The sequence below is a fragment of the Pantoea sp. V106_11 genome (genome assembly GCF_029967885.1).
Taxonomy (GTDB): Bacteria; Pseudomonadota; Gammaproteobacteria; order Enterobacterales; family Enterobacteriaceae; genus Pantoea; species Pantoea ananatis.
This window is the reverse complement of sequence record NZ_JASCAK010000037.1, coordinates 511,674-531,561: the sequence shown is the minus strand read 5'-3', so window position 1 is coordinate 531,561 and position 19,888 is coordinate 511,674. Positions and strand designations below refer to the sequence as shown.

Annotated in this window: 19 protein-coding genes and 2 pseudogenes; 10 read left to right on the top strand and 11 right to left on the bottom strand. The window is 53.5% G+C overall.

From position 1 onward, the window contains the following. The first annotated feature begins 7 nt into the window (after positions 1–7). Together QLG08_RS21320 and QLG08_RS21315 are read left to right on the top strand one after the other, a co-directional pair. A complete protein-coding gene (locus tag QLG08_RS21320) occupies positions 8–955 on the top strand; it encodes a hypothetical protein (protein ID WP_014593562.1) in 948 nt (315 codons plus the stop codon). A gap of 44 nt (positions 956–999) precedes the next feature. After that, complete coding sequence (locus QLG08_RS21315; protein ID WP_013025532.1) at positions 1,000–2,412, top strand: serine/threonine-protein kinase; 1,413 nt, start codon at positions 1,000–1,002, stop codon at positions 2,410–2,412. Between the two features lie 60 nt (positions 2,413–2,472). Here the strand turns inward: QLG08_RS21315 and QLG08_RS21310 are convergent, their stop codons facing one another. Together QLG08_RS21310 and chaB are read right to left on the bottom strand one after the other, a co-directional pair. After that, positions 2,473–3,147, bottom strand: a complete 675-nt coding sequence (locus QLG08_RS21310; protein ID WP_024472169.1) for a gamma-glutamylcyclotransferase — start codon at positions 3,145–3,147, stop codon at positions 2,473–2,475. A gap of 452 nt (positions 3,148–3,599) precedes the next feature. After that, positions 3,600–3,830 (bottom strand): putative cation transport regulator ChaB, encoded by a 231-nt coding sequence (gene chaB, locus QLG08_RS21305; RefSeq protein WP_014605995.1) that lies wholly within the window; start codon positions 3,828–3,830, stop codon positions 3,600–3,602. Positions 3,831–4,195: 365 nt separating this feature from the next. Here chaB and chaA point away from each other — a divergent pair, with 365 nt between their 5' ends. Continuing rightward, complete coding sequence (gene chaA, locus QLG08_RS21300) at positions 4,196–5,287, top strand: sodium-potassium/proton antiporter ChaA (protein WP_013025529.1); 1,092 nt, start codon at positions 4,196–4,198, stop codon at positions 5,285–5,287. A 66-nt stretch (positions 5,288–5,353) separates the two neighbouring features. Here chaA and kdsA read toward each other — a convergent pair whose 3' ends face one another. Genes kdsA through hemA form a run of 6 tightly spaced genes read right to left on the bottom strand, consistent with a single transcriptional unit; the run spans position 5,354 to position 10,703 of the window. After that, positions 5,354–6,208 carry a 3-deoxy-8-phosphooctulonate synthase gene (gene kdsA / locus QLG08_RS21295; protein WP_013025528.1) on the bottom strand — a complete coding sequence of 285 codons (855 nt, stop codon included), beginning with the start codon at positions 6,206–6,208 and terminating at the stop codon, positions 5,354–5,356. A gap of 25 nt (positions 6,209–6,233) precedes the next feature. Continuing rightward, the gene (gene sirB1 / locus QLG08_RS21290) at positions 6,234–7,043 is read right to left on the bottom strand and encodes an invasion regulator SirB1 (RefSeq protein WP_014593560.1); all 810 of its coding nucleotides are present in this window, start codon (positions 7,041–7,043) and stop codon (positions 6,234–6,236) included. After that, complete coding sequence (locus QLG08_RS21285) at positions 7,040–7,438, bottom strand: SirB2 family protein (protein WP_013025526.1); 399 nt, start codon at positions 7,436–7,438, stop codon at positions 7,040–7,042. Before QLG08_RS21285 ends, sirB1 begins: the two co-directional genes overlap by 4 nt. 41 nt (positions 7,439–7,479) lie before the next feature. After that, the gene (gene prmC, locus QLG08_RS21280; protein WP_105083108.1) at positions 7,480–8,322 is read right to left on the bottom strand and encodes a peptide chain release factor N(5)-glutamine methyltransferase; all 843 of its coding nucleotides are present in this window, start codon (positions 8,320–8,322) and stop codon (positions 7,480–7,482) included. Continuing rightward, positions 8,322–9,404, bottom strand: coding sequence for a peptide chain release factor 1 (prfA, locus tag QLG08_RS21275; RefSeq protein ID WP_013025524.1), 1,083 nt, complete (start codon positions 9,402–9,404; stop codon positions 8,322–8,324). Before prfA ends, prmC begins: the two co-directional genes overlap by 1 nt. Positions 9,405–9,446: 42 nt before the next feature. Then, positions 9,447–10,703: a glutamyl-tRNA reductase gene (gene hemA, locus QLG08_RS21270; protein WP_014605998.1), complete on the bottom strand. Its 1,257-nt coding sequence runs from the start codon at positions 10,701–10,703 to the stop codon at positions 9,447–9,449. Positions 10,704–10,920: 217 nt separating this feature from the next. On the opposite strand from hemA, the gene lolB reads away from it, so the two are divergent. From lolB to QLG08_RS21250, 4 genes are all read left to right on the top strand, one after another. Next, positions 10,921–11,544 carry a lipoprotein insertase outer membrane protein LolB gene (gene lolB / locus QLG08_RS21265; RefSeq protein WP_019105342.1) on the top strand — a complete coding sequence of 208 codons (624 nt, stop codon included), beginning with the start codon at positions 10,921–10,923 and terminating at the stop codon, positions 11,542–11,544. After that, positions 11,541–12,398, top strand: coding sequence for a 4-(cytidine 5'-diphospho)-2-C-methyl-D-erythritol kinase (gene ispE / locus QLG08_RS21260; protein WP_013025521.1), 858 nt, complete (start codon positions 11,541–11,543; stop codon positions 12,396–12,398). Before lolB ends, ispE begins: the two co-directional genes overlap by 4 nt. Positions 12,399–12,534: 136 nt before the next feature. After that, on the top strand, positions 12,535–13,482 hold the full coding sequence (gene prs, locus QLG08_RS21255) for a ribose-phosphate diphosphokinase (RefSeq protein ID WP_006118899.1): 948 nt from the start codon (positions 12,535–12,537) through the stop codon (positions 13,480–13,482). 220 nt (positions 13,483–13,702) lie between these two features. Beyond that, positions 13,703–14,857 (top strand): GGDEF domain-containing protein, encoded by a 1,155-nt coding sequence (locus tag QLG08_RS21250; protein WP_029569919.1) that lies wholly within the window; start codon positions 13,703–13,705, stop codon positions 14,855–14,857. On the opposite strand, the gene ychH is transcribed toward QLG08_RS21250, so the two are convergent. Next, positions 14,849–15,127, bottom strand: coding sequence for a stress-induced protein YchH (gene ychH, locus QLG08_RS21245; protein ID WP_013025519.1), 279 nt, complete (start codon positions 15,125–15,127; stop codon positions 14,849–14,851). The two genes, QLG08_RS21250 and ychH, sit on opposite strands and share 9 nt — an antisense overlap. Before the next feature lie 260 nt (positions 15,128–15,387). Here ychH and pth point away from each other — a divergent pair, with 260 nt between their 5' ends. From pth to QLG08_RS21230, 3 genes and pseudogenes are all read left to right on the top strand, one after another. Next, complete coding sequence (pth, locus tag QLG08_RS21240; protein ID WP_014606001.1) at positions 15,388–15,975, top strand: aminoacyl-tRNA hydrolase; 588 nt, start codon at positions 15,388–15,390, stop codon at positions 15,973–15,975. Between the two features lie 106 nt (positions 15,976–16,081). After that, entirely contained in the window at positions 16,082–17,173 is a 1,092-nt protein-coding gene (gene ychF, locus QLG08_RS21235) for a redox-regulated ATPase YchF (RefSeq protein ID WP_013025517.1), read from the top strand. Between the two features lie 195 nt (positions 17,174–17,368). Further along, a pseudogene (locus QLG08_RS21230) lies at positions 17,369–18,419 on the top strand (integrase arm-type DNA-binding domain-containing protein); the annotation flags it as partial. 105 nt (positions 18,420–18,524) lie between these two features. Here the strand turns inward: QLG08_RS21230 and QLG08_RS22730 are convergent. Both QLG08_RS22730 and QLG08_RS21225 read right to left on the bottom strand, forming a co-directional pair. Continuing rightward, positions 18,525–18,653, bottom strand: a pseudogene (locus tag QLG08_RS22730) (IS3 family transposase); the annotation flags it as partial. Between the two features lie 81 nt (positions 18,654–18,734). Beyond that, the gene (locus tag QLG08_RS21225; protein WP_282473166.1) at positions 18,735–19,883 is read right to left on the bottom strand and encodes a PD-(D/E)XK nuclease family protein; all 1,149 of its coding nucleotides are present in this window, start codon (positions 19,881–19,883) and stop codon (positions 18,735–18,737) included. Between the last annotated feature and the right edge of the window lie 5 nt (positions 19,884–19,888).

The window sequence follows — 19,888 nt, the reverse complement described above, 5'->3', positions numbered from 1 at the left end:
GAACTCTATGAAATTGTGGTTGCCCGCTATAGCCACGTTGTTTATGGCCTTTGCTGCGCAGGCGGAAAATTATCGTGTGGTGTATTCACCCAGTCTTGAACTGGAAGTGTACATTGACAATGTTGCGGGCAAAACGCCTGATGACTGGTGCCAGGAAACGCTACCGATCCGTATCGTATCGGGCAAAGACCAGGATTCAGCGATTTTAAAATCCTTTCTGCCGCGCGTGGGCACGCTATTAGCCAACCAGTGTAACGAGCTGGACGTCTTGCCCTGGCAGATGATGGACGGTGAGGGCAAGGTGCTGGCGACCGGCAGCGCCAGCAAGCTGCAGAACTGGCGAATGATCGTGAATACCGATGCAGCCGCCCCGGCACCACGGGCCAGCGCAGCCAGTCCGTCGCGTCCGGCAGACAACACGCCGCTGCAGCATTTCGCTTTACCGAACGGCTGCCGTTTCCGCACCGCGTGGGACGAGCGTGGACTGTCGATATTTGTGCCCGACAAAGGTAAACAGCAGTGCTCATCGGAGGGCTGGCTGGAAGGCAAAAGTGAAATAACCCTGAGCGGTGGCGCGCAGTCACAGACGGTTGCGGTCAGTTTTTACCAGGGTTATCCCCTTGCCAACCTGACGCTCACCGACCAACGCCTGCAAATTGTGGATGTGAATAAACAGCGTATGATTCTGGCCCGATCCGATGCGCCAGACAGCTGGATTGTATTGCCCTTTGATGAACAGCAGCATCTGTGGCGCTTTGACGGAACCTTATTGATCAAAGCCGATCAGGCGACGACACAGCAGGATACTACCGCGCTGGCCTCGCGCATCAGCACCCTGCGCAGCCGCTGGGCAACCAGTTTTACGTCGTCGCAAAAAGTGAATGTGTTACTTGTCGATGCCTTGCGCGCGGATCGGGTCGATCCTGGCGCAGGTGCATGGCGTAACATCAATTAATTACCGCGTAGCCTGACAAGCAGGCCCCGTTCAGAGAGTCTATTATGTCGGCTAATGACAGTCAGAAAACAATACCGAATGCCTTACCTGACGGATATCGTTTTAACGAGTTCGAAATTAAAGAGGTGATTGGCGGCGGCGGTTTCGGCATTGTCTATCGCGCATGGGATCATCAACTTGAACGCACCATTGCGATCAAAGAGTACATGCCTGTATCGCTGGCGGTCAGAACACAAGACTTATCGCTGGAGCTGCGCGGTGAACGCTTTCAAAAGCTGTTTAACGCCGGTCTGAACAGTTTTATTCAGGAAGCCCGACTGCTGGCGCGCTTTAACCATCCCGGCCTGCTGCACGTTCTGCGTTTCTGGGAACAGAACGGCACCGCCTATATGGGAACGCTCTACTACAACGGCATGACGTTGAAAGAGTGGCAGATCACCAGCCATGAGGCGATTTCAGAAGCCTGGATTCGCCGCCTGCTGCCGCCGCTGTTAGGGGCGATTAACACCATTCATCAGGCTGGCTATCTGCATCGCGATATCTCGCTGGACAACATCCAGATTCAGGAAAATCAGCTGCCGGTCCTGCTCGACTTTGGCTCCGCCCGTAAAGAAATTGGCAACCTGTCCGACGAAACCGAAATCATGCTCAAGCCGGGGTTTGCACCGATTGAGCAGTACAGCGAAGAAGGTGAAAGCGAACAAGGGCCGTGGACGGATATTTATGCCCTGGGCGCCGTATTACATACGCTGATTACAGGTGCCCCGCCGCCGGTCAGCGTGGTGCGCTGCATTGAAGATAACTACCTGCCGCTGGTCACGCGCAAACCGGCAGGTTACTCGCTGCCGCTGCTGCACGCGATTGACTGCGCGCTGATGATGAAGCCCCACGATCGCCCGCAGAATATCGATGAGTTTGCCGCGTTAATTGATTTGCCGGTTAGCGACGTTGAGGCGGTGGTGAACAGCCTGCAACAGCGTAACGACGAGCAGAATAACAGCGAGGCCGCCTCAGCCGATACCGCGCCACCGGTCGTGTTAGCAATGAATCATGGTGCCACGGCGGCAGAACCCGTGACCGGACGTAACGTCCGTCGTCTGTCTCCAGGATTAGTGGCACTGGCCGCTGTGGCGCTGATTGCGGTTGCGGTGGTGGTCTGGATTGAGAATTCGCGCGCGCCTGCGGCGTCCCTCGTCAATAAGGGCCCGTCATCATCGGGCGCCGTAACGGGCACGGTGCCTGCCGGGCTGGCGATGGTTTACCTTAAGCTCACCAACGACGAGCAGGTGGTACTGAACGGCCAGCCCGTTGCAGTACGTGCCAGCAGCAACGGTTTTGCGGTGCTAAACCTGGCCGCCGGGCAGTACCGCATTGACGTACGCGCCGGTAACAGGCTGCGCAGTCAGTCACTGGTGATCGATAAACCCGGCACCTGGCTGATTAATCCCACCAATTAGTGCGCGGCAATACAGGATAAGGGCAGCCTGGCTACCCGTTTTGCTCAAGGATTTACTGTCTCAGGCCTGTTTCAGCCAGTCTTGTTGCAACGCACGTACCTGGTGCGCCAGACGGATCAGGTCTTCCTCCTCCATCCCGCGCCGGGTCAGCTCGGCTTCCAGCGAGAACAAATACTGGGCATTCGACCCCAACGGCCCGGTAGCCGCGGCAATCAATGGCGCAACGGCCTGCGGACAGGTGTCATCCTCATACAGCGGGTGACGCGGATCCATAATAAACACCAGCGCGGTCACGCGGCGGCCGTCTTCCAGTGAAAGTTCACACCAGGTCGGCAGGTAGCAGCCGGTAATCATTTCTCGCTTCCACAGCAGCGCCAGCTCGTCGTGCAGGCGCGCTTCCGGCAGACGAAAGGCCAGCCCTTGGGTCATTCCGCCCTCTTTCAGCGCCAGCATGCGGCCCGGATGTGCAGCCGTGCCGCGTCCTGCGGTGAGGCGTAAACAGAATGCCCGATGCCAGCCGTCCAGTGACGCCGATGCCACCTCGTCTGCCTCAAATACCGGGTTCCACATCAGCGAACCGTAGCCGAAGATCCATACCGGGCTGTGATCGGGCCGACACGCCAGGGTTGCTGCCAGCGATGCTGCACGCTGTTCACAACTCCACAGGAGTGTTTCCTCGATATCACCAAATGACGTTTTACAATCTGCTTTTAATAAGAATTCCCGGGTTAGCAATGCGACCTCCTCAACGTTCACCACATCCTATGCAAGTGGCTCCTCTGCTCTGTGACGTTCAACATTCACTGGTTCACGCTCTGTTCATTTAACTGACATTAATTATTAACACAATGAGTTGCAAGCAAGAGTCGGAGTAGAAAGTAAAAATCTACTTATATTGCGGTATTAAAAGAAAGGTTAATTACATACCAAAATCTTATTTTAAAAAAATGCTAAGATGTAACAGCTCGTTATCGCGGATTATGGACACGATAATAACGGCTTTTTATTAATAACAAATACGAAACAACTGCGACAGGTCGTTAATATCAGATTGGGCGCATGAGGGACAACGGCGGAGGCTGCCGCGCCCGCGTTGGCAGGCGACATCATTATTGGGGCAGGCGTTGAAGCAGAAACACAGCATCCCGTTCGGGGCGGGATGGGTGAGCGCGTCGGCTGAGCGGATGTTATTTTTTAGGATGCCATTTATCATCATCCCCTTTTTGATATTCATGCTTTACCGCTGCCCAGGCCACCTTATGTGCAACCTCTTCACGGGATTCATCCCCACGGCGATCGTCAGGGTCTTTGTACTCTGTCCATGCGTGGTTAAAAGCCTGCTGGTAGATGTCCTGCGCGTGGGCAGGCAGAACACGTTTAACAGGCTCCGGAAGATCGCTTCGCTTATCGTAGGGCATAGCCACTCCTCAGTTAACAGGGGAATGAATAAGCCTGGCGCAGATGGCCATAAATGCAAACCGGGTTTTATTGTGCCTTCCGCGATTTTTCTCTTCAATGGCAGGTTAATGCCCCCCTTTCACTACCTTTTATGGGGCTAAATGCCAGGATAACCCTGGTAATTGCATCTTCTTCCGCCTGATTTCACAGAGGAAACGTGCGATAAGCGAAAGTTATTCGCCCTTCAAACAAAAAAAGCCTGAAAGTAAAAAGCGGTAAATTTTCACATTCATTGTGATTGAAAAGTTAAACTGCGTAACCTATAAGTTTCAATGTAATGATGGGTAAATGAATTACCCCTTTTATTCAGCAGAGAGGATGGTGAATGCCTTCACATGAAAAAACACGTCACAAAGAGTTTTCACTAATACTTCCCCTTATTGCCCTGGGCATACTCTATTTTTTTAGCGCACAAACCTCACTGCCTGTTGTGGTCGGTATTAACTTACTGGCGCTGTTGGCGATCCTCAGCAGCGCCTTCAGCGTCGTGCGCCATGCGGACGTTCTGGCTCACCGTCTGGGTGAACCCTATGGCTCGCTGATTCTCAGTCTTTCTGTGGTGATCCTCGAGGTCAGCCTGATTTCGGCGCTGATGGCCACCGGCGATGCGGCACCGGCGCTGATGCGCGATACGCTTTATTCCATCATCATGATTGTGACCGGCGGTCTGGTGGGCTTCGCGCTGTTGCTGGGTGGAAATAAATTTGCCACTCAGTATGTGAATCTGGCTGGGGTAAAACAGTATCTGATTGCCATTTTCCCGTTGGCGATTCTGGTTCTGGTGTTTCCGAATGCTCTGCCGGGTGGAAACTTCACTACGGCGCAGGCGCTGCTGATCGCTGCGATTTCTGCCGCAATGTATGGCGTTTTCTTGTTGATTCAGACTAAAACGCACCAGAGCCTGTTTATCTACGAGCACGAAGATGAAAGCGATGATGGCGATCCCCATCACGGTAAGCCTTCTGCCCACAGCAGCGTCTGGCACGCTATCTGGCTGATTATCCATCTGATTGCGGTCATTGCCGTAACCAAGATGAATGCCAACCCGCTGGAGCATTTGCTGAGCGAGATGAACGCACCTAAGCAGTTCACCGGTTTCCTGGTAGCCTTATTGATTCTTTCGCCGGAAGGGCTGGGCGCGATAAGGGCTGTATTGATGAATCAGGTTCAGCGCGCCATGAACCTGTTCTTTGGCTCGGTGCTGGCGACCATTTCACTGACGGTGCCCGCCGTCTCCATCATCGCCACCCTGACCGGACAGGAACTGATCTTTGGCCTGGAGCCGCCGCAGATGGTGATTATGATTGCGTCACTGATTCTGTGCCAGATCAGCTTCTCAACCGGCAGGACCAACGTACTGAATGGCGCGGCCCATCTGGCACTGTTTATTGGTTACCTGATGACGATAATGCTGTAATCCGCTGATCCAAGACAAAAAAAAAGAGCGACTATTCGCTCTTTTTTCTTATCGGCAGCCGCTGGCTTAGTTGCTGGTATCCAGCGCCGGGAAGCTTTTGACCAAATCATCAATCGCTTTCATCTGCACCAGGAAAGGCTCCAGCTTGTCCAGTGGCAACGCCGACGGGCCATCGCACTTAGCACTGTTGGGTTCCGGATGCGCTTCGATAAACAGACCCGCAATGCCCACGGCCATACCGGCACGGGCCAGCTCTGCCACCTGAGCACGGCGCCCGCCCGAGGCGGCACCAAAAGGATCGCGGGTTTGCAGCGCGTGCGTCACGTCGAAAATGACCGGAGAGTTATTGGTCACCTTCTTCATCACGTTGAAACCCAGCATATCCACAACCAGGTTATCGTAGCCGAAGTTACTGCCGCGATCGCAGAGAATGACTTTGTCATTTCCGCCTTCGGCAAACTTATCCACGATATTGCCCATCTGGCCGGGGCTGACAAACTGCGGCTTCTTGACGTTAATCACTGCGCCGGTTTTTGCCATCGCTTCGACCAGATCGGTCTGACGCGCCAGGAAAGCCGGCAGCTGAATCACATCCACGACGTCGGCAACCGGCTGGGCCTGGGATGCTTCGTGAACGTCGGTAATGATTTTCACGCCAAACGCCTGCTTCAGCGCCTGAAAAATCTTCATGCCTTCTTCCAGGCCGGGACCACGGTAAGAGTGAATTGAGGAACGGTTGGCTTTGTCAAAAGACGCTTTGAACACGTAAGGAATGCCGAGTTTGTCGGTCACTTTTACATAGTGCTCGCAGATGCGCATGGCGAGATCGTAAGATTCCAGCACGTTCATGCCGCCGAAGAGAACAAATGGCAGATCGTTTGCGACCTTGATATCACCGATACTGACGACTTTCTGTGTCATGCCCTTTCCTTATCTGGGGTGACGCTTAATGCAGCGTCACGCGTTTTTGTTCGATTGCGTGAATCTGAACTTTGATCATCTCGCTGACCGGGTCTTCAGGACACTGTTCAACGAAGTAGGTTAAGTCATTTAACGCGATATGTTCGCACTCAAGCTGAGCGTAAATTAAACCACGATCGCGAATTTCATAGGGATCGTCCGGATCAATTCGCAGAAGTACCTGACTGACGTTCAGGGCCAGCTCCATCTGCTTCTCTTCCATCAGGGCCGCTTTCAGCGTATCCAGCATCTTGCGCATGACGCTCTCGGTTTTGGCTTCGTCCAGATCGTCATCATACAGACGCGCCAGCGGACTGATATTGCCCTTCAGCCACACTTCCAGCGTGTGCGTGTCCAGGGTTTCCCCGTTAAAGGGATTAATCAGCCACTTGTCGCCGTCGAGCCAGTCGGCACGCAGAATCAGCTGCGTCGGGAAAATCACCGGCATCAGGGGTAATTCCAGTTCAGCCGCGATATGCAGCAGGATCACGCCCAGCGACACCGCCGTGCCCTGACGGGTTTTCAACACTTTATCCAGCCAGAGCGCATCTGACAGGTTATAGACGCCGCTGGCACCGCCAAATTTCCACTGCTTGTAAAACAGCTCCAGCAGCTTTTCGAGCTTTAAATCGGCATCCTGTTCATGACTGACGTAGTCACGGGCTTCAGCCACTAACGCAGCTAACTGTTCTTCAACCGACAACGCCGGGAAATCAGTGCGGATGGCCATCGTGGCACCAATCACTGCCTCACACAGCGGTGTCTCACTGTAATCGAGTTGTTCGGTGGAGCTCATACTATCCCCAGTAACGGCATTTTACTCAGTGCCAGCTTAATGATCGTCACCAGCGCAATCAATGCCACGATAAAGGCGATCCAGCGGGTGCGGTCAGAACGTGGGCGGCGGCTTAACGCAACCGACCCAAGGGCAATATAGATAATAACGCCTAACAGCTTCTCAGTCAGCCAGCTTCCCTGAGGCGAAAACGGATAGAAATGGGTGATCATCACCAGCGATGCACCGCTCAGCAGCAACAGCGTGTCATTGACATGAGGCAGGATGCGTACCCAGCGGCGTTGCAGCATCGCAGAGCCTGTGCGCTGCCAGTAAAATCGCAGCAAAAACAGCAAAATAGTTACTGCCACGGTCAGCAGGTGCAGATTCTTGATTAGCGGATAGTAAGCAAACATCGTTCATCCATGTTGTTCTTGAGTATTCTTCAATAGCGCGCTCAGGCCGGGTGCGGGGCTGCCTGCCCAAACGTGACCCGGGGGTTACCACCATAATCATTCGCCGTCGCCACCGACAGGTAATGATGCTGCTGCATCAAGTGGCGCACGGCTTCGTCCTGCTGCCAGCCATGCTCCAGCAGCAGCCAGCCGCCTGGCTGTAACCAGTTTATCGCCTGCTCGATCAGCAGCCGTAAATCCGCCAGGCCCGCCTCTTCCGCCACCAGCGCACTGCGTGGCTCAAAACGCACATCGCCCTCGTTAAGGTGGCGATCGTTCGCGTCGATATAGGGCGGATTACTGACAATCAGGTCGAATCTGGCTGGCGCAATCTGCGCAAACCAGTGGCTTTGTATGAAGGTGGCGTTAGGTATGGCCAGATGCGCGGCGTTGCGCTGAGCCAGCGCGACCGCGGCAGGAATGCGATCGACACCGATGACGTCGCAATCCGGACGTTCGCTGGCAATCGCCAGGGCTATCGCCCCGCTTCCGGTGCCCATATCCAGGACGCGTGCGGGTGACTCAGGCAGATGCGCCAGCGCCTGCTCCACCAGTATTTCGGTGTCAGGACGGGGGATCAGCGTCGCGTCGTTCACCTGCAGCGGCAGCGACCAGAACTCCCGCTCGCCGATCAGATGCGCAACAGGTTCGCCCCGGGCGCGACGCGCCAGCAGCACGTCTAACTGTTGCAGCTGCGCTTCCGTCAGGAGAGTTTCATCAAACGCCACCAGCCAGCTGCGGGATTTGCCGGTCACAAACCCCAGCAAAATCTCTGCGTCTCGTTTCGGACTGTCGCCCCCACACAAGGTGGCGACCGCCTGTTTAAGCCAGTGACGGATATCCATCAATCCTGACCGGCCAGCGCGGCCAGTTGGTCAGCCTGATATTCCTGCACAATAGGTTCAATCAGACTGTCCAGCTTGCCTTCCATGGTTTCATCCAGACGGTAGATCGTCAGGTTGATACGATGGTCGGTGACGCGGCCCTGCGGGAAGTTATAGGTCCGAATACGGTCAGAACGGTCGCCGCTGCCCAGCAGGTTGCGGCGCGTACTGGCCTCAGCTTCGTGGCGTTTTGCCATTTCGGCCGCATGGATACGCGCGCCCAGTACGGACAGGGCTTTGGCTTTGTTTTTGTGCTGAGAACGTTCGTCCTGGCACTCCACCACAATACCGGTTGGCAGGTGGGTAATACGAATCGCAGAGTCGGTGGTGTTGACGTGCTGACCACCGGCCCCTGAGGAGCGGAACGTATCAATTTTCAAATCAGACGGGTTGATTTCCGGCAGCTCGGCCTCCGGCAGTTCCGGCATCACCGCCACCGTACAGGCGGAAGTGTGGATGCGTCCCTGGGATTCGGTTTCTGGCACACGCTGAACGCGATGGCCGCCTGATTCGAATTTAAAGCGGCCGTAGGCGCCTTCACCCATCACGCGGGCGATCACTTCTTTGTAGCCGCCATGTTCGCCCTCGTTGGCGCTGACGATTTCAACGCGCCAGCGACGTGACTCGGCGTAACGGCTGTACATCCGGAACAGATCGCCGGCAAAAATTGCCGCTTCGTCGCCGCCGGTGCCGGCCCGCACTTCCACAAAGCAGTCGCGCTCATCGTCTGGATCTTTCGGCAGCAGTAACAGCTGCAGCTGTTGCTCCAGGGACTCACTTTTTTCCCGTGCTTCCAGAAGCTCTTCCTGCGCCATATCGCGCATCTCAGGATCGTCGAGCAACATTTTGGCGGTTTCGATATCGTCCTGGTTCTGCTGCCAGTCGCGGAAGCAGCGCGTGACATCGGTCAACTGAGCATATTCACGCGACAAAGCACGAAAGCGGTCCTGATCGGCAATCACGCCGGCATCGCCCAGCATCGCTTCCACTTCTTCGTGGCGCTCCTGCAGCGCTTCCAGTTTAGCAACAATAGAGGTTTTCATTTAACTGTGGGATTCCCGTAACAGATGACGACAGCAGTGTGCCTAATCGAGACCCAGGCTGTCGCGTAAAATCTGCAGGCGTTCGCTATCGCCGTCGCGGGCGGCCTGCTGAAGAGATTTGGTTGGAGCATGAATCAAACGGTTGGTCAGCTTATGGGCCAGTTCCTGCATGACTTTCTGCGGATCTGCCCCCTGCTGCAGCGCCTGGAGCGCACGGCCTTCCAGCTCAGCGCGAATATCGTCTGCCTGCGAGCGGTACTCACGAATGGAGTTAACCGCGCCTTGCGAACGCAGCCAGGCCATAAAATCACTGCATTCCTGCACCACAATGCTTTCGGCCTGCACCGCAGCGGCTTTGCGCTGGGCAAGGTTTTGCTCAATGATGGCCTGCAGATCGTCAACGCTGTAAAGATAGGCGTTGGCTAATTTGCCCACTTCCGGCTCCACATCGCGAGGAACCGCAATATCCACCAGCAGCATCGGCTGATTACGACGCGCTTTTAACGCGCGCTCCATCATGCCTTTACCGATGATCGGCAGCGGGCTGGAGGTGGAGGTAATCACGATGTCGGCATCGGCCAGGCGGGAATCAATATCGGCCAGGCTAATCACTTCCGCACCGACTTCGTTAGCCAGCAGTTCCGCACGTTCACGGGTACGGTTCGCAATGATCAGCTTTTTCACCTGATGCTCGCTGAGATGACGGGCCACCAGTTCGATGGTTTCGCCCGCGCCCACCAGCAGCACGTTCACCGTGGACAGCGACTCGAAGATTTGACGAGCCAGCGTACAGGCGGCAAAGGCCACGGAGACAGCATTGGCGCCAATATCGGTTTCGGTACGAACGCGTTTGGCCACCGAGAAGGTTTTCTGGAACATGCGTTCCAGCTCGCTGCTCAGCGCATGACCACGCTGAGAGTCGGCAAAGGCTTTTTTGACCTGCCCCAGAATCTGGGGTTCACCCAACACCAGCGAGTCCAGCCCGCTGGCTACGCGCATCAGGTGGCTGACCGCCTCATTATCCTGATGCCAGTAGAGGCTGTTGCGCACGTCCGCTTCATCAAGCTGATGGTATTCACACAGCCAGCGCACCAGACGTTCCTGAAGATCGACCTGTTGCTCTACACTGAGGTACAGCTCGGTTCGGTTACAGGTAGAGAGCACGACGCCGCTCTGCACCATAGGCTGGGATAACAGGCTGTTTAAGGCCTGCTCCAGCGACTCCGGCCCGAACGCAACGCGTTCGCGCAGAGCAATGGGTGCAGTTTTGTGATTGATTCCGAGTGCGAGCAGCGTCATAGCGTTTTAGGTTGGGTTATCCCAATAAATGTCAGGGTTTTGTGAAGCGCATTCTACAAGATGCAGCAGATCAAGAAAAGCCATACAAAGGCTATGACTGTAATAAGATTAAGCCGATCATAGCGTTTTTGCCGTATAAGAGCATTGACGGTTAAAACGCGGATGGTTAGCGTTACCTGTTATCAATTAAAAATGTGTCCGAGGAGATGACCACTTGATGCTGACTTCTACACGCAACCTGTTGCGCCTTTTACCCCTTGCCAGTGTTCTGCTGGCTGCCTGTAGCATCAATAAACCACAAGGTCCTGGCCCAAGCGTCACCGCGCCACAGTGGCAACAGCATCAGCAAGCCGTCAGCCACGTTACCCAGTATCAGACGCGCGGCGCGTTCGCCTATCTGTCGGATAAACAAAAAGTCTATGCCCGCTTTAACTGGCAGCAGACCGCGGCCGACCGCTATCGCCTGCTGTTAACCAACCCGTTAGGCAGCACCGAGCTTCAGCTGGATGCTCAGGGTTCAGTGGTGCAGATTGTGGACAACAAGGGCAAACGTTATGTCAGCAACGATGCGCAGAAGATGATTTCGCAGCTGACCGGCATGGATATCCCGCTGACCAACCTGCGCCAGTGGATGATGGGCCTGCCGGGCGATGCGACCGATTACCAGCTCAACGATCAGTTCCAGCTAAGCAGCCTGACCTACAAGCATGACGGCCAGACCTGGCAGGTGACCATTGCTGACTATGACAACAAGGTCAATCCACCGCTTCCGGCCAGCCTGGAGTTAAAAGAAGGCGATCAGCGTATTAAATTACGTATGGATAACTGGACGCTGAAATGATGACCACCTGGCCTGCTCCGGCAAAACTGAATCTGTTTTTGTACATCACCGGTCGTCGGCCTGATGGTTACCATAATCTGCAAACCCTGTTTCAGTTTCTTGATTATGGCGACAGCCTGACAATCACGCCCGACACGAGCGATGAGATCAGGCTGTTAACGCCGGTGCCTGGCGTGCCGGATGCGCAAAACCTGATTGTCCGGGCGGCAGAGAGCCTCAAGTCGGCGGCGCGTGAAAACGGCAGCCTGCCTGCCAGGGCCGGTGCGCGCATTGCCATTGAAAAGCGTTTGCCCATGGGCGGCGGGCTGGGCGGCGGCTCGTCGAATGCCGCAACCGTGCTGGTTGCGCTAAACCACCTGTGGCAGACCGGCTTTTCCCCTGAGGCGCTGGCGGAGCTGGGCGTAAAACTGGGTGCCGACGTCCCGGTTTTTGTTAAAGGCTATGCCGCCTTTGCCGAAGGCGTCGGTGAGGTGCTTTCTCCAGCATCGCCTGCAGAAAAATGGTATCTTGTTGCCCATCCAGGCGTCAGCGTGGCCACGCCGGTGGTCTTCAACGATCCGGCGCTTACCCGTGACACGCCCGTGCGCAGTTTATCAGCACTTTTACAGGCTCCGTTCGTCAACGATTGCGAATCAGTAGTAAGAAAACGTTTTCGTGAGGTTGATGAGCTTGTTTCATGGCTGCTAGAATACGCGCCGTCGCGCCTGACGGGGACAGGTGCTTGTGTGTTTGCTGAATTTGACACCGAGCATGCTGCTCGCCAGGTGCTGGAACTTGCCCCACCATGGGTGCGCGGTTTTGTAGCTCGAGGCCTTAACGTCTCGCCGTTACAGCGTACTCTGCAAGGCGATTAGCGATAGCGTGACTGTGTCACCCTGTTCCAGACACAGCACGTTTCGCACTCACATACCCGTGTGAACGTTCACGACAGTATTCGCCGGTTACTGTCATGACGTTCATTCTCTGGACGCAAAGCCTGAGGTTCTTCTCGTGCCTGATATGAAGCTTTTTGCTGGTAACGCCACCCCGGAACTAGCACAACGTATTGCCAACCGCCTTTACACCAGCCTGGGAGACGCCGCCGTTGGCCGTTTCAGTGATGGCGAAGTAAGCGTACAGATTAATGAAAATGTACGCGGTGGTGATATTTTCATCATCCAGTCCACCTGTGCTCCAACCAATGATAATTTGATGGAACTGGTCGTGATGGTCGACGCGCTGCGTCGTGCTTCAGCTGGTCGTATTACCGCTGTTATCCCCTACTTTGGTTATGCCCGCCAGGACCGCCGCGTGCGCTCCGCCCGCGTGCCTATTACGGCTAAAGTAGTGGCTGACTTCCTTTCCAGCGTCGGTGTTGACCGTGTTCTGACGGTTGACCTGCACGCCGAGCAGATCCAGGGCTTCTTTGACGTCCCGGTTGATAACGTATTCGGCAGCCCGATTCTGCTGGAAGATATGTTACAAATCGGTCTGGAAAACCCGATTGTTGTGTCTCCGGACATTGGCGGCGTAGTGCGCGCTCGTGCCATTGCCAAACTGCTGAACGACACCGATATGGCAATCATCGATAAACGTCGCCCACGTGCGAACGTTTCTCAGGTCATGCATATCATTGGTGACGTTGCGGGCCGTGACTGTGTGCTGGTCGACGACATGATCGACACCGGCGGCACACTGTGCAAAGCCGCAGAAGCGTTAAAAGAGCGCGGTGCCAAGCGCGTGTTCGCTTACGCTACGCACCCTATCTTCTCTGGCAATGCGGTGGAAAACCTGCGTAAATCTGTTATCGATCAGGTTATCGTCTGTGACACCATTCCGTTATCAGAAGAGATGAAGTCGCTGCCAAACGTCCGTACCCTGACGCTGTCAGGTATGCTGGCCGAAGCGATTCGCCGCATCAGTAACGAAGAGTCCATTTCGGCAATGTTCGAACATTAATCTTCGCAGGCCGGGCATTATGCCCGGCCTTTTCTTTTGTCTCCTGTTTATTCCCTCCGACAAAGCTGCTTGGTTTTCAGAAATTTTCATTATGAGTGACCTCAGTTATTGTCACGATCACTACGAAAAACTCTTTCGCTGAAATTATGTTATCTGGCCTTTTGCCTTTTTGAGTTGAGTGGTAATTTGCCCGCACTTTTTATTGCGATCGCCGCCCACTATGAACCTCGACGTCTTTACGTTATTTATTTGCGAACTCTACGTACTGGGGTTTATGAGCCTGATTATGATCTTTGCCTGGGTCGGATCTCACTATGACCGCATTTTGGGCTATGTCTGTGTCGCCATCGTGCTCACGCTTGTTGCCTTTTTTCTCAGCAGTTTGCGCAGCAGGGGCGACCAGTTCTTGCCGGTGGCCGTAAGCAACGTATTAGTGATGCTGGCCTACGGGGGGTTATTTAGCGCTTTTCGCACATTCTGTGGTAAATCCCCAGGCATGACCGGCTTAGCAGGGGCGGCACTGTGGTCTCTGCTCTGCCTGTTTCCGACCTTTTATTACAGCTTATCACTGCGTGTTTTGGTGCTCTGCCTGCTTTGCATCGCCTATACCGCCGCACTCATTTATCTGCTCTGGCTGGCACGCCGTGATATGAATACCACCTTTTGGCCCGCACAATTATTGCTCTGGACTCACCTGCTTTTTCACGTCGCCCGGTTATTTCTGGATAACACCCGTCCTGTTGGCATACAGGGGGCGATCAGCGGTTCTGACTTTTCGATCTACGTGATTCTGGAATCCATGCTTTTCGTGATTGGCTTCACCGTCACCATATTAGCTATGGTGAATGAACGCACCCGTAATGCACTTAAGGACGCCTCGCTTCATGACCCGCTAACCAATATCTGGAATCGTCGTGCACTGTTTTCCGGGGCGGACGCTATGATCCGGTTTTGCCTGAAGCAAAACAGAGCGCTGACGGTCGTGTTATTCGACCTTGATCATTTTAAAGGGATCAATGACCGCTACGGGCACCAGCAAGGGGATCGGGTGTTAATTGATTTTTGTAACAGGGTCTCGGGAACGCTGCCACAGGATGGCCGCTTTGCAAGACTGGGCGGTGAGGAGTTTGCAGCACTGCTGCCGCTCCGCTTTGAGCAAGCCCGAGTGTGGTGCGAACAGGTACGCCAGACCGTTCAGCATTCGCGTCCCGGCCAGATCGCCTATTCAGTCAGTATCGGTTTTGCGACTGCAGATAACGGCGAAATAGATTTTGGTCAACTGATGGCTCTGGCGGATAAAGCACTCTATCGCGCCAAAGCCAAGGGCAGAAATCGGACAGAACCTTACCTGGTTATGTCAGAAAATCTAATGTGACGAATGATGGGTGCGGCGACAGCGTTTATCGCCATAATGGCGCACCCAGTAATAGCGATCTTCTACTTTTTCACGACCGCTAATACAGGCGCCTACCAGCCATAACAGTGCGCCAAAGAAAATGCCGAACATCGCGCCCTGAGCCAGCATCTGTGGTAAATCAAGCGAAGGCAGCTGGTTGATAATCGAAAAACCGATGCCGAGAAGCATGGTCACGAGTCCAATTCCCATCAAGGCATTACCTGCCATGCGTGAGTGATGACGTTTCATCTTTCACCTCCTTTATGCGCGGTCGGATGAGCGCACACAATGTTAAACTGATAGTAGTGTAGGCAATGCCCTCAGGCTAATTTGTGCACTAACTCACATAAAGGCCAGATGATTTGTGACCAATACGTTATTCCAGTTTATTGATTTAGATGAAAAATAATTAATCACTGACACTAATAATTTCCCCTGCGCGGTCTTTGTGATCCGCGTCGCGGCACAGTAAACTATCGCCCTTGAGTTATTACAGCAGGATATTCTTTGTGAGCAGCATAAAACTGATTGTGGGCCTGGCGAATCCCGGCGCGGAATATGCCGCCACGCGCCACAATGCGGGTGCCTGGTATCTGGACTTGCTGGCTGAGCGTCACAATCAGTCGTTGAAAGAAGAAGCCAAATTTTATGGCTATACGGCACGACTGGCTTTAGCCGGTGAAGACGTGCGCTTGCTGGTGCCGACCACGTTTATGAACCTCAGCGGCAAAGCCGTGGCAGCCATGGCGACCTTCTATCGCATCGCGCCGGAAGAGATCCTGGTGGCCCATGATGAACTGGACCTTCCCCCTGGCATCGCCAAATTTAAACAAGGCGGCGGACATGGCGGGCATAACGGCCTGAAAGACATTATCAGCAAGCTCGGCAACAACAATAACTTTCACCGCCTGCGGATTGGCATCGGCCATCCCGGCGATCGCAATAAGGTCACCGGCTTTGTTTTAGGCAAGCCCCCAGCCAGCGAGCAAAAACTGATTGATGATGCCATTGATGAGGCGGCGCGCTGCACCGAACTGTGGCTAAAGGAAGACCGCATCAAGGCGATGAACCGCCTGCATGCCTTTAAGCCTGTCTAATCGCCCAGATTGTCGCGAATCTGTGTATAATGCGCGAAAATTATCTTACGTTTCCGGCGGAGCCTGCTAATGGCTCTGCCCATACAGCTATAAAGGGTACTAAACCATGGGATTCAAATGCGGTATCGTGGGCCTGCCAAATGTCGGTAAATCCACTCTTTTTAACGCGCTGACTAAAGCGGGTATTGAAGCGGCTAACTTCCCCTTCTGCACGATTGAACCCAATACTGGCGTCGTCCCTATGCCAGACCTGCGTCTGGATCAGCTGTCTGAGATCGTTAAGCCGCAGCGCGTAGTGCCCACCACCATGGAATTCGTTGATATCGCCGGCCTGGTGAAAGGCGCCTCCAAAGGTGAAGGCCTGGGCAACCAGTTCCTGACCAACATCCGTGAGACCGAAGCGATTGGTCACGTGGTGCGCTGCTTCGAGAACGACAATATCATTCACGTGAATAACAAAGTCGATCCGGCTGATGATATTGAAACCATCAACACCGAGCTGGCGCTGGCGGATCTGGACACCTGTGAACGTGCTCTGCAGCGTGTACAGAAGAAAGCCAAAGGCGGCGATAAAGACGCTAAAGCTGAACAGGCCGCACTGGAAAAATGCCTGCCGCATTTAGAAAATGCGGGCATGCTGCGCGCGCTGGATCTAACGGAAGAAGACAAGGCCGCCCTGCGCTACCTGAGTTTCCTGACGCTGAAGCCCACCATGTACATCGCCAACGTCAACGAAGACGGTTTTGAGAACAACCCCTACCTGGATAAAGTGCGCGAAATCGCGGCCAAAGAAGGTTCTGTTGTGGTGCCCGTCTGCGCCGCCGTTGAGTCCGACATCGCCGAGCTGGAAGATGAAGATCGTGATGAGTTTATGGCCGAGTTGGGCATTGAAGAGCCAGGCCTGAACCGCGTGATCCGCGCCGGTTACTCCCTGCTAAACCTGCAAACCTATTTCACCGCTGGCGTGAAAGAAGTTCGCGCATGGACTATCCCTGTCGGTGCCACCGCGCCACAGGCCGCCGGTAAAATCCATACCGACTTCGAGAAGGGCTTTATCCGTGCACAAACTATCGCGTTTGAAGACTTTATTGCCTATAAGGGCGAGCAAGGCGCGAAAGAAGCCGGAAAAATGCGTTCAGAAGGTAAAGAATACATCGTTAAAGATGGCGACGTGATGAACTTCTTGTTTAACGTCTAAATAAAATGTGTTGTCTCATGAGGTTTCATTGAATCTCATGAGCTTCACAAAAACTGATTAAATCCACGCAGTTGCGTGGATTTTTTCATTTCATAACGTCTCAAATGATTTCGTAGAAGCGCAGTCAAAAATGAGTAGATGGATGAGTACAACATTCTTCCATTTTCCTTTTTAAGTGAATACAGAAACGGTGTAATAAATAAACTAGGCCCCGTTACGCTCACCAATACGCAATGTCGCACTGCCAGGCCGAAAGAAAAACTCTATCGACTTAATGATTTCAACGGTCTCTACCTCGAAGTGAAACCCAATGGCAAAAAGGCATAATGCTATCGGTTTAAACTCAGGGTAAATCAAGCATGTTTGCGTTGGGTGAGTATCTGGCGATAAAGCTCGCCGAAGCTCGCGAGAAATACGAGCAAGCGCGAAAACAGTCGCAGATGGCGTTAGCCCGACACAGGCTCGTTAGTGAGATAAGATCCGCAAGGTCAATGACGCTTCTAATAACTTTGAGCTGATCGCCAAAGAGTGGTTGCAGATGAAAGACTGGGCCGAAATCACCAAAACGCGGCGACTGGATATGCTTGAACGTGTGGTTTTCCCTGCAATCGGTAAGCTCCCAGTCAGAGAGATCACCCCACATCACATTCTGAAAATTCTTCAGGAAACGGCTAAGCGCGGCGCTCCGACCGGTGCCACTGAAGCCCGCCGCACCTTTTCATCCGTTTTTGAGCTGGCGGTGGCGACGCTTAGAGCAGATAGCGATCCTGTCTGGCCGGTGCATAAGGCGATTCCGGCGAATAATACACAGCACAAACAAGCACTGAATCCTAAGCAAATCGGAAAGTTATTAAGCTGTTTTGACAATAGTCGTTGCTCGTATCAGGTCAACTATTGCATGTGGCTTATGTGGTGGACATTGGCGCGTCCTGCAGAAGCCACCGAAGCAGAATGGACAGAATTCGATCTTGATAACGCCCTGTGGACCATTCCAGCAGCGCGAATGAAAGCCCGCAGAGAACATGTTATTCGCCTTCCCTATCAAGCTGTCAACATGCTCAGAACACTACAGGGATTAACCGGGCATCGACAGCCCTTTTCCGGGCAGGGATAATCCGCCAGGTCTAATGACAACGCACTCTCTGCGCCAGCTACTTAAAAGCTGGAACGCACATATAGCCTACATGCAACCCGAACCACAGGAAGTACCCGCTTAAACGAAATGGGCTATCGGCCTGATGCTATTGTGACCTGCTCCCCGTTGAATAACACACCGCGATGTCAGTAATGTCTTTTAATTGACTCTATATGTGCGCTACGTGCCCGTGCCATATGCAGAAATTAAGTATCAATCAAAAAAAAGCAGCTCATGGGCAGAGGCAGCGATACCAATACGCTCAGCCAGTTTCAGGGCTTCATCGAGGAATTAGGGTGTGTACTGCTTATGGGCCATTTTGCTGGTCGATGCTGGTTTTGTCATGAGTAATTACCGCTGGCTGAGCGTCAATATATGACGGGTAAGATCATCGAGCTTTGTTTAAGGTAAGCGTTTTCCCCAGGTCTAATTCTCTCCTTCACTCTGCCAGTGAAACTGAAACGCCGATCTTCTTGTATCCTGCATATTGATGACGTAGAAGTTGCGGGGAAAATACTCTGTTGATGTCTCGCTGAAGGTGTTTAATCCGTATAGTGCGATTTTTTTTCCTGTTATTTCCGTTAGTTCTGGGATGGTGCTGGAAGGCACGCGAAAGACCTTAACAACTGAGCTATTAGGTAGCAGGATCTTCAGCGTAAGAAGATGATCGTCACTTTGCACGTCAAGTAACTGACCGCTGATATCGATTCCGCCATGCTGATGATCAGAATGAGACGGTTGCATCTGCCTGCGTAGCTTTTCTATCCAGGCCGGGCACGAGCAACGGCAGGAACAATGGGAGCAGTGCATGCCAGGACAAGCCAGTTCATATACTGAAAGTGGGATATTCCGTGGCAAAAGTCGATTAATATTTTTGATAATCATAGTGACCCGTTCAATCAGGTCTGCATTTAGTGTCCCTTCCCAGCTATCACGGCTCCCCGTCAAAACTAACCCAATATCCATATCAGGTACCTGCTCTTTTACCATTATGCCATAGGCCGCAACCTGCAACAGGCTTGCTTCTTTCGGCTGGTTTTGTTCGTCTGTTACCTTTCCGGTTTTCAAATCAACTATGTTTAACCGATCGGGCCGCTCCTGATATATGAAGTCGGCTCGCCCATGCATGTCGAAATCACCGCTGACCAACATTACCTCCCGGCCAACGGGTAATGTTTTTTCGTGTGCAGGAACCCCTTTTATGAAAACAGGCGGCTGAAGCGATCTGACGTAGCGGATCTGGGTAACAAGCATTTGGCGCGACACCAGCCCTGCAACGCCGTGACGATCATATATCCAGTTAACCACCGGCCCGGCGCGTCGATTGGCTGTCAACGCGGCCTTAAAATCATTTTCCAATTGCCTGAGGGTATAATTCTCGGGAGCAGCCTCCCGGTGTTTCACTGAATTGACGCGTTGATGTATTACCTGCCCCAGAATCACTCCCGGATGCAGCGGTAAACGTGCGTAAGAATGAGCTTCACTTTCCAGCAGGTATTTCGCCGGACAAACGACGAAGCTCCCCAACAGAGAAGGAAGCACCGGACGAGTACGCGATAGTGCCATTTCATTCATTGCAT